At 69.7% G+C, this 9,559-nt stretch carries 8 protein-coding genes; 4 read left to right on the forward strand and 4 right to left on the reverse strand.

Translation table 11 applies throughout. From position 1 onward, the window contains the following. Nucleotides 1-118 precede the first annotated feature (118 nt). Complete coding sequence (locus IT347_01335; GenBank protein ID MCC6348219.1) at nt 119-1,276, reverse strand: SpoIIE family protein phosphatase; 1,158 nt, start codon at nt 1,274-1,276, stop codon at nt 119-121. A gap of 241 nt (nt 1,277-1,517) precedes the next feature. On the opposite strand from IT347_01335, the gene IT347_01340 reads away from it, so the two are divergent. Continuing rightward, nucleotides 1,518-2,615 carry a cytochrome P450 gene (locus IT347_01340; GenBank protein MCC6348220.1) on the forward strand — a complete coding sequence of 366 codons (1,098 nt, stop codon included), beginning with the start codon at nt 1,518-1,520 and terminating at the stop codon, nt 2,613-2,615. 24 nt (nt 2,616-2,639) lie between these two features. Here IT347_01340 and IT347_01345 read toward each other — a convergent pair whose 3' ends face one another. Continuing rightward, nucleotides 2,640-3,824 (reverse strand): cation:proton antiporter, encoded by a 1,185-nt coding sequence (locus IT347_01345; protein ID MCC6348221.1) that lies wholly within the window; start codon nt 3,822-3,824, stop codon nt 2,640-2,642. A 9-nt stretch (nt 3,825-3,833) separates the two neighbouring features. Beyond that, nucleotides 3,834-4,682: an NYN domain-containing protein gene (locus IT347_01350; protein ID MCC6348222.1), complete on the reverse strand. Its 849-nt coding sequence runs from the start codon at nt 4,680-4,682 to the stop codon at nt 3,834-3,836. Between the two features lie 149 nt (nt 4,683-4,831). Between IT347_01350 and IT347_01355 the strand changes: the two genes are divergently transcribed. The 3 genes from IT347_01355 to IT347_01365 all read left to right on the forward strand — a co-directional run bounded on the left by IT347_01355 (nt 4,832) and on the right by IT347_01365 (nt 7,561). Further along, on the forward strand, nt 4,832-5,458 hold the full coding sequence (locus IT347_01355; GenBank protein ID MCC6348223.1) for a hypothetical protein: 627 nt from the start codon (nt 4,832-4,834) through the stop codon (nt 5,456-5,458). After that, nucleotides 5,455-6,165 (forward strand): biliverdin-producing heme oxygenase, encoded by a 711-nt coding sequence (locus IT347_01360; GenBank protein MCC6348224.1) that lies wholly within the window; start codon nt 5,455-5,457, stop codon nt 6,163-6,165. The genes IT347_01355 and IT347_01360 overlap by 4 nt, the downstream gene beginning before the upstream one ends. 112 nt (nt 6,166-6,277) lie before the next feature. After that, complete coding sequence (locus tag IT347_01365) at nt 6,278-7,561, forward strand: MFS transporter (protein ID MCC6348225.1); 1,284 nt, start codon at nt 6,278-6,280, stop codon at nt 7,559-7,561. Between the two features lie 102 nt (nt 7,562-7,663). Here the strand turns inward: IT347_01365 and IT347_01370 are convergent. Further along, a partial coding sequence (locus IT347_01370; protein MCC6348226.1) for a lamin tail domain-containing protein occupies nt 7,664-9,559 on the reverse strand: 1,896 nt, incomplete at its 5' end.

Below are 9,559 nucleotides of genomic sequence, written 5' to 3' on the forward strand. Positions count from 1 at the left end.
GGCGACGTGTAGCGCCCCGCGTGCGGGACCGCAAGCGACGCGTGGCGGCCCCCGGCACGGGCCACATCGCTTTCAGGGTCACGCCCCCGCGGACGCGGTCGCCGGGAGCCGCCGGGCCTCACTCGCTCGCGAGGCGGCGGAGAAGCACGATCGTCGTGTCGTCCTCCCGCGGTCTGCCTCCGGCATGCCGGTCGAGCCGGACCAGCAGCTCGCATTGGACCTCCGCGAGGTCCGCCGCCGCCGTGGACGCCAGGCTCGCGCGGAGGCGTTCGAGGCCGAACAGTTCGTTCGAGGCGTTCATCGTTTCGGTGACCCCGTCGGTGAACATCACCAGCGTGTCGCCGGGATCCAGAAGTTCCTCGCCGGCCACGTACCGGCGATCCGGAAAGGGACCCAGCGGCAGGCCCGCGCGATCCTCGAGCGGCGCGACGCTTCGGTCGCGGGCGCGCACGATGAGGGGTGGGTCGTGGCCCGCCAACGCGTACTCGAACCGGCCGCTCCCGGGATCGAGGGTCAGGTAGGCCGCGGTCAGGAACCAGCCGGGAGGGAGCATCCTTCCCAGTTGCTGGTTCAGCCGCTCGAGCACTTCGGCCGGATGAGACATGGCCGAGGGCTGTGCGCCGAGCAGCGCGCGGCCCATCGCCATCAGGACCGCCGCGGGAGCGCCATGTCCGGTCGCATCGGCGACGACCACGCCCACGCGTCCGTCCTGCAGACGGAATCCGTCATAGTAGTCGCCGCCCGCCCGGGTGCTGGTCGCGTAGTGCACCTCCCATGCGTAACCGGGCATGCGGGGAAGCTCCCGGGGCAGGAGTCCACGTTGCAACTGGCCGACCGCGAGGAACTCCCGGTCGAGCGCCTCGCGGGCCTCGTTCGCGTGCGCCGTGAGCCGGCGCTGCAGATCCGCGTCGGCCGCGACGCGCGAGACCGTCCAGGCGGTTCCGAAGTAGATCGCAAGCTCCGCGGCGGCGTTGGCGAACAGGATCCCGGGCCTCGAGAAGGGCATGCCGCCGACGCGCTGGCAGACGAGCCACGCGGCGGCGCTCATGACCGCGACGCCCATGCCCCGTGCCCGACCCGTGAACCACGCCGCGTACGCGACGGGAATGATGTAGAAGAGCGACGAGGAAAGCTCGTACCCGGTCTGCAGGTCGGCGAAGCAGGCTCCGGCCAGCAGGACGAGCGCCACCAGATCGGATCGCGCGGTGGTGACGCCGTCGCTTCTCGACCGCCGAGCTTCCGACTGCCGGGGCAAATCGCGCTTCAGGGTGTACATTCCGCACCCTCGATTGGGACGCGCGGCGATGCTCGACGAGCCTTCGGTCCTTCGACGGGCCCGTTCGCCGCGCACTCCACCAGGATGGACGCACGTGCGCGTACCCGGGGTCCGACCGAAGACCCGGCTCGTGATCACGCTCCGTCAAGTCCTGCGGTGCGCGCGACGACCCTATTGCGACGACGCGCCCCGGCCGCGGGACACGAGACTCCAGAACCTCACGCCGATCGCATGGAGACGCATGAGCACTTCCGATCCGAACGCGGGTCCGGCAGGCCCGACCGGGACGTCCGTTCCCGCGGACGCCGTGACGGTCAGCGGGCACGCCGAAGTCGTCCGGGTCGCCACAGACCCGGTTCGTTTCTCTAATGCCGCCTCCCGCTTTCTTCAGATCCCGAACGGACTCGACGGCGCGGAGCACGACCGATTCCGTGCGCTCGTGGACCGGTACTTCACCCCCGGGGCGCTTGCGGAGTTCGAGCCGGCCTGTCGGCGGGTGGCTTGCGAACTCACGGGGTCGATCCGCCCCGGAGAGGTCTTCGACGCGGTGGGCGGACTCGGCGGCCGCTTCGCGGTCCGGGCGCAGGTCGCCTGGCTGGGCTGGACGCCCGCGCTCGAGGAGCCGTTGCTGGAGTGGTTGAAGGACAAGTTCGAGAGCATGAGAAGCGGTGACCCTGCGCACGCCGAGGACGCGGCGCGCCGGTTCGACGCGCTCGTCCTGCCGCTGCTCGAGGAGCGCCGGGACTCGGACGGTTCGCGGGACGTCACCGACCGGCTGCTGCACGACACGAGCGCCGGGCGCCCGCTGACCGATGCGGAGGTCGTTTCGATCCTGCGCAACTGGACGGGCGGAGACCTCGCGTCGATCGCCCAGTGCGTGGGTGTCATCGTCCACGACCTCGCGGCGCACGAGTGCATCGACCGGCGCCTGCGGGACGAGTCGTCGGATCCGCGGTTCGACGAAGGTCTCGAGGAACTCCTGCGCCGGAACGATCCGTTCACCTCGAGCCGCCGGGTCGCCACCTGTCCCGTCGAGGCCGGTGGCTCCCGGGTGCGAACCGGTCAGCGCGTCACGCTGGACTGGCGCGCCGCGAATCGGGATCCGGGGGTTTTCAGGGACCCCGACGCCTTCGACCCGCATGGCAACGCCGCGCACAACCTCGTCTACGGCGTCGGCCCGCACGTCTGCCCGGGACGACCGCTCGTTCGCATGGAGCTGCGCGAACTCGTGCGGGCGCTTCATTCCGACTTTCGCCGGCTGGTCCTGGCGGGCGCACCCGTCGAGGAACGTCCTCCGATGGGCGGGTTCCGCTCGGTTCCCGTTCGCGCGCTCGCCTGAACTCCGGCGCGGCGGGTGCCGCGCTCAGGATCGGCCGACCTCGGGCCCCGGCCCCACCGCGGGCGCGTGAAGCTCGAAGCCATCCGGCAGGGGGCGCCGCAGGAAGAAGCTGGGCAGCATCGTGGTCACGATCGTGTACAGGATCACGCCGCCGAAGATCTCGGCCCGGACGCCGAAGCGGTCGCGCAGGATCTCGGCGATGACGAGCCCGAAGACGAGGGTCGGAAGCATCGCCACCGCCACGCGCAGTCCGGTGCGTGGCGACTCGTGCAGTGCCAGCCATCGGTGCAGGACGACCGCGCCGGCCCGCAGCGGAACCATCGAGGCGAGGAACACGGCTCCGTACGCGAGCGCACCCACGGACAGATCCTCGCGGCGCAACTGCAGGCCGGCCCCCAGGAAGTAGAAGGGCACGAAGAACGAGGCGAACATCTCGACCGCGTGGATCATCTGCTCCGAGGCGATCGCCGGCAGCCGTTCGCGGAAGCGCTGCGCGGACATGCCCACGACGAACGCGCCGACCAGGTAGTACACCCCCAGCTCGCGCGTCACGAACGAGCAGACGACCGCCATCATGAGCAGGAATGCGAACTCCGAGCGGGGCGCGAACGGCACGACGACCGAAGCGAAGGCGCGGAACAGCAGCGGCAGCAGGGCGATCATGCCCAGCAGCACCACGGTCGAGACGGCGAAACGTTCGATCGTCGTGGATTGCAGGGCCGCGAACATGACGAGCAGTGCGAGAAGTTCGGTCGCGATCGCCTTGGCCTTGACCCAGCGCTTCTCGACGTCCGCGAGGCCGAATTGGCCGATCGAATCGAGGATGAACCCGGTGGAGGGAGTCAGGAGTCCGAGGGCCAGCAGGGTCGCAGCTCTCGGCTCGAGTTCCAGAAGGCGCGCCACCGCGAACGCCACTCCTGCGAGCAGCGCGGTACGGACCGCGAGGTGCTGGGAGAGCACTCCCGCGTTCGCCCGCAATTCGCGGACGTCCACCTCGAGTCCGGCGAACAGGAAGAGCGCCGAGATGCCGAACGCCGAGAGCAGGTGAATCGTCGTGTCGTGCTGGTACAGCCCGAAGCCGATCCCCGCGGCGACGCCGAGGGCGAGGCTGGTGATCGCCGGCGGAACGGCGAACCGTTGCAGGGCTCGCGGGATCACGAACAGCGCGAACAGGACGCCGACGTAACCGATCTCCGGCGAGAAGGTCACGGTCCGGGATCAGCTCCGCGTCCGGCGGCGGCGGCGGGCGGGAGCTTCGCTGGCGACGCTCACCACCATCCACGTGCCGCTGCGCTCGTCCTTTCGGATCTGGACGAGGCCCGCGTCCTGCGCGTCCTCGAGCAGTTCGCTGAAGCTGCCGTAACCGAGGGCCGCCTCGCTGAATGCCGGCCGCTTGCGCTTCATCGTGTCCTTCACCAGCGATGCCTGGATGACGTCGAAGTTCTCGCGCTGGAGCGCACGCACCGTGTCGGCCAGCAGCCGGAAGGCGGAATCGCGTCCCTGCGCCGGCCGCTCGTCGGCTTCGGCCGGCTCGTGGGCCTGCTCGAGGTCCTCGTAGTAGATGAACTCGTCGCAGGCGTTGGCCAGCAGCGGCGAGGTGGACTTCTTCATGCCGAGTCCGATCACGTGCCGGCCGTTCTCCTTGAGCTTGGCGACCAGGGGGGAGAAGTCGCTGTCGCCCGAGACGATCACGAACGTGTCGATGTGCTCCTTGCTCCAGCACAGGTCCATCGCGTCCACGACCAAACGGATGTCGGCGGAGTTCTTGCCGGTGGTTTCGCGCCGTGGGATCTCGATCAGCTCGATGCCGTTCTCGTGCAGGCTCCGGGTGTGATTGCGGAACCGGTTCCAGTCCGCGTAGGCGACCTTGACGATGACGCGGCCCTTCTCGAGCAGGCGGTCGAGGATGCGGCGCACCTCGAAGGGCGAGGAGGGGTCGCGCAGCCCGAGGGCGATGTTCTCGAAGTCGATGAACATCGCGATGCTCAACTGCTGGCCGACAGGCGGGGGGGAAGCCTTCACGCGGTTGCCTTTCTGAAGGAGCGGGACGCTTCGGGGTCCGGGCATGCTAGGGCGCGGCCGGTAATGGCGCCACACTCCGCGTCGGGCAATCCGGGGAGGGCGAACACCTCGCCCGCTTGACAGCCGGTCGGCCCATCATGTTGAGTAGGCTTCACTGTGTTCGTTGGCCTCAACTAGCCGAGTCGGAGATCCACGTGGTCTGTCCCTTTGCGAGCCTGCTGGGTGTCGGTGCCGCGGCCGCGGGCACGAAACGGTTGTTCGTTCGTGACTACCGTTACCGGGCCTACACATGGTCGGTGACCGCCCTGCTGACCGCGGGCTGGCTCTTCTACTTTCTCGCCATGAGGCGTCCCGGCCTTCGCATCACGCTCGAGGTGGCCAGTGTCCTCGCCCTCGTGATCGGCGCGCTCCGGGTGCGCACGCTGGTCCGCAGCGGGCAGGTCGCGCCGCTGACCGCGGGCGCCTTCGGCCGGGTGCTCGCGGCCTTCGGTTACGCGGTGCGCTCGCCCTGGGTGGCGGGAGCCAAGGCATGGCTGTTCGCCATGCTCGTCTTCGAGTGGCTCGGTCGGGCGCATTTCACCGCGCTCGAGTACGCCGTCAGCGTCGCCGTCGTGCTCGCCCTGCTCACCGTCCGATTGATGCGCCGGCCTGTGGGCACCCGCTTCGAGTCCCTCGAACGCTTCGGCGCCGGCGCGACCGCCTCCACGTGCCCACTCGGTTTCGGCTGCGCGGTGGGCGGGCCGCCGTCCGCGAGGGACCCGGGCGAAGGTTCGCCCCGCGAGGCGGAAGCGGTGACGTTCGCGGCGGGCGCCGAATCATGAGCGGCGTCGCCCACGAAGCCGTTCCCGCCGTCACGCCGCTCTCGGCGCGCCTGCGCGCCGAAACGCGCGAACGGCACGACCAGGTCGAGCACGCCGCGGTCATCAACCGCTTCGTGGTCGTCCGGGTTCCCGCTCCGGGCTCGGCGCCGGAGGGCGCGGAGCGGGACGCCCGCCAACGCGCGCTCGCGGACTACCGCGAGGTCTACCGGCTCTTCCTGCTCGCGTCGCACGGCTTCGAGGCCGCGGTGCTCGACCGCCTCGCCGGATCGTCCGTCCACGAAGGTGCGCGCGAGAGCGGCTGGTCGGACGAGGACGTGCCCGCGCCCCTCCTCATCCGCGACGACCTGCGGCAGGTCTTCGGTCCCGACGCGATCGGTTCGCTTCCCGGCATGGAAGGCCTGCCCGAGGTCCGCTCGCTCGCGGAGTATGCGGGCATGGAGTACGTGCGCCGCGGCTCGCGCGCGGGCGGCGCCGTGATCGGCGCGGTGGTGGCCCACAACCTGGGCTTCACGCGCGAGCACGGGGCGTCGTTCCTGCTGCAGTACGGGCGCGACACCCGGCGCGTCATGGTCGCGTTCAAGGAATGGGTGGACTCGCTGCCCTTCTCCGAGGCCGAAGCCCGGGATGCGGTCGCCTCCGCGAACGCGACGTTCCTGGCGGTCGAGCGCTGGCATCGGCATCTCGAGCGGACGCTGATCCGGCGCTGACCGGGCCTGCTTCCGCGATGGAGCGGAATCGGGAGTTCTTGCCGGCACGCGCGGGGGCATGCTACACGGGAGGCGCTCACGGACGAGAAGTCCCACCCGGGTGGCCCATCCCATGACCGACGCGCGCACCGGCAGCCGCTCACCGCTCGCCTGGATCCCGTCGCTCTACCTCGCCGAAGGCCTGCCGTACGTCGTGGTGATGACCGTCTCGGTCATCATGTACAAGGGCCTCGGGATCTCGAACACCGACATCGGGCTGTACACGAGCCTTCTCTACCTTCCGTGGGTGGTGAAACCGCTCTGGTCGCCGGTCGTGGACCTGATCTCGACGCGCCGGCGGTGGATCTGGGCCATGCAGCTGCTGATCGCGGCGGGCCTCGCGGGTGTGGCGATCACCGTCCCGATGTCCGGATTCTTCGCCTGGACGCTGGCGTGTTTCTGGCTGCTGGCCTTCACCTCGGCCACCCACGACATCGCGGCCGACGGCTTCTACATGCTCGCGACCGACGAACGGGAACAGGCGCTGTACGTCGGCGTGCGCAACCTGTTCTATCGCGTCGCGATGATCGCCGGGCAGGGGCTGCTGGTGTGGCTGGCCGGCCGGCTCCAGGAGCGTCTCGGCGTGCCGAAGGCCTGGTCGCTGACCTTCAGCCTGCTGGCGGGAGCCTTCGTCGTCTTCGCCGTGTGGCACCGCTTCGCGCTTCCCCGAGCGGCCGCCGACCATCCCGGCGAGGCGAAGCGCATTCCGGAGTTCCTGCGCGAGTTCTTCGTCACCTTTGGATCGTTCTTCCGCAAGCCGCGCATCTTCGTCTCGGTGACGTTCCTGCTCCTCTACCGTCTGGGCGAAGCGCAGCTGGTCAAGATGGTCGCGCCCTTCCTGCTGGATCCGCGCGCCAGGGGCGGACTCGGACTCTCGACGGAAATGGTGGGGATCGTCTACGGCACGGTCGGCATCGTCGCGTTGACGCTGGGCGGCATCGTCGGCGGCTGGGCGGCCTCGCGCCACGGCCTGAAGGCGTGGCTCTGGCCCATGCTGTTCGCGATCCACCTGCCGGACGCGGTGTTTCTCTACCTGGCCTACGCGCAGCCGCACAGCATCGCGATCATCCAGGCCTGCGTCGTCATCGAGCAGTTCGGCTATGGCTTCGGCTTCACCGCGATGCTGCTCTACATGATGTACATCGCACGTGGCGAGCACCGGACCGCGCATTACGCCATCTGCACCGGCTTCATGGCGCTCGGCATGATGCTTCCGGGCATGTGGAGCGGGGCGCTCGAGGACCTGATCGGCTACCGGCATTTCTTCCTGGTCGTGATTCTCGCCACGATCCCCAGCTTCCTCGTCGCGCTCGCCATTCCGCTCGAAGGCGACTACGGCCGGAAGGTCGCCGGCTGAGAGCCGCACCCGCCGTCCGGCCCTTGGACCGGACGAGCCGCGGCCACCCCGGGCGGGGTGGCCGTGGCTCGTGAAGCGGCAGCGGATGAAGCGAGCGCGGCCCTAGCGCATCAGGACCACGTTGCGCGCGAAGCGGTGCCCCGGAGCCTCGAATCGCACGAAGTACAGGCCCGGCGGCGCCGGACCGCCGTCGGCGACGCCGTTCCAGACCACTTCGTGACGCCCCGCGGGCAGGACGCCGTCCACGAGGTTCGCCAGCACCCGTCCCTGGAGGTCCATGACGCTCAACCGCACGCGCGACGGCGCCGGCAGCGCGAACGCGATGCGGGAGGCGCCACGGGTCGGGTTCGGCGCCGGCGGCGACAGCGAGAAGTCCGTCACCGCCTGCGGTCCCGCGCCGAGCCAGATGTCGCAAACGTGAATCGGCGAGGCCGTATTGCGCGGCGTCGGCGCGGCCGTGGAGAAGTCGGCCGAGTTGTCGTTCGTCTCGTCGCAGCCGTCGTGGTTGCGATGCGACGCGCTCAGGTTGTCGGTCGCCGGCGCCGGTGCCGTCTCCGCGCACGTGGCGGGCCCGTAGCCGACGAAGTCCACGATCGCCGCGCTGCCCGGACAGGCCCCGCTCAGGACGACGTTGTCGCTGCACAGCGCCACCTTGCCGTCCGAGGAGCCCATGTTGATGACCCCGATGCCGTCCGGGGCCGGCAGGTCGCTCGAGCCGCCCGGGCCCTGCGCTTCCTGCACGAGGTAGTAGCCGCCCGGTTGCACGGTGCCGACGAGCGTGGTGGTCGCCCAGGTCACGCCGTCCTGGGCGGCGTACTGAATGGACCAGCCGGTGAGGTCCACCGTCACGTTGCCGCGGTTGAACAGCTCGACGAAGTCGTTCTTGTACGTGGCGCCGCCGTTGCCACCACCGCCATACACCTGGCTGATGACGACCTCGCCGGAGAGCGCGTTGGCGACGAAGTGGGCGGTGACGGCCAAGTCGGCATTCATGACGAGCGACAGGGGATTGGCGCTCCCCGTCGCTCCGCCCGACCAGTGGTCGAAATGCCAGCCACTCACGGGGGTCGCCGTGAGCTGGACCACGGCTCCGTTCGCGTACCCGGGCTGATCCGGGGATTTGCCGACCGAGCCGGATGCGGGAGGATCGGAGGCCACCGTCAGCGCGAACAGGCAGTCGTTCGCGGGTGACGAGCTGTTGCGTGGTGTCGGCCCGCTCGACGAGACGTCCAGCGAGTTGTTGTCGGTGTCGTCGCACCCGTTGCTGTTGCGGTGTGCCGCCGTCGTGTTCCCGAGCCCGCCCGCCGGACTGGTCTCGGAGCAGTTGGCGGCACCGTACCCGATCAGGTCCTCGATCTCGGGGCCGGCGGGACACGAGCCGGTCAGGGCCGTCGAGTTGTTGACGAGGGCGACCTTGCCCGAAGTCGCGCTCATCGCGATCGATCCGGTCGCGTCGGGAGTCGGCAGCGCGACGGAGCCCCCGGCGCCGGCCGACTCCTGGACCAGGTAGTAACGCCCCGCGGGAATGACACCCGAGAGCACCGTCGTGCTCCAGGTGCTGCCCGTGGCGGAGCCGTACTGAACGGTCCAGCCGGTGACGTCGATCGGGTCGGGCCCGTGATTGAAGAGTTCGATGAAGTCGTTCGTGAGGGTCGCGCCCGAGTTGCCGCCGCCACCGTAGACCTGACTCACGACCACCGAGTTTTTCGCGAACGTCGCGGTGATGCTCTTGTCCGCGTCCATCGTGACGTCCAGCGGGTTCGTGCTCCCGCTCGCGTCACCGCTCCAGCCGGTGAAGTGCCAGCCGGTCGCGGGGGTGGCCGTCAGCTGGACGTTCGAGCCGTAGGCGTAGCTCGGCTGATCCGGAGCTTTCGCCACCGAGCCGCTGCCCACGGTCGCCACCGCCAGCGTGTGCTGGTCGATCGCGAACGTCGCGGTGATGCTCTTGTCCGCGTCCATCGTGACGTCCAGCGGGTTCGTGTTCCCGCTCGCGTCACC

The sequence above is a fragment of the Candidatus Eisenbacteria bacterium genome, from assembly GCA_020847735.1.
Classification (GTDB): Bacteria; Eisenbacteria; RBG-16-71-46; order RBG-16-71-46; family RBG-16-71-46; genus CAIXRL01.

Bases quoted from the DNA above. Each gene is read 5' to 3' on its own strand.
- IT347_01335 (MCC6348219.1), bottom strand. From the start codon at position 1,276: ATGTACACCCTGAAGCGCGATTTGCCCCGGCAGTCGGAAGCTCGGCGG.
- IT347_01340 (MCC6348220.1), top strand. From the start codon at position 1,518: ATGAGCACTTCCGATCCGAACGCGGGTCCGGCAGGCCCGACCGGGACG.
- IT347_01350 (MCC6348222.1), bottom strand. From the start codon at position 4,682: ATGCCCGGACCCCGAAGCGTCCCGCTCCTTCAGAAAGGCAACCGCGTG.
- IT347_01360 (MCC6348224.1), top strand. From the start codon at position 5,455: ATGAGCGGCGTCGCCCACGAAGCCGTTCCCGCCGTCACGCCGCTCTCG.
- IT347_01365 (MCC6348225.1), top strand. From the start codon at position 6,278: ATGACCGACGCGCGCACCGGCAGCCGCTCACCGCTCGCCTGGATCCCG.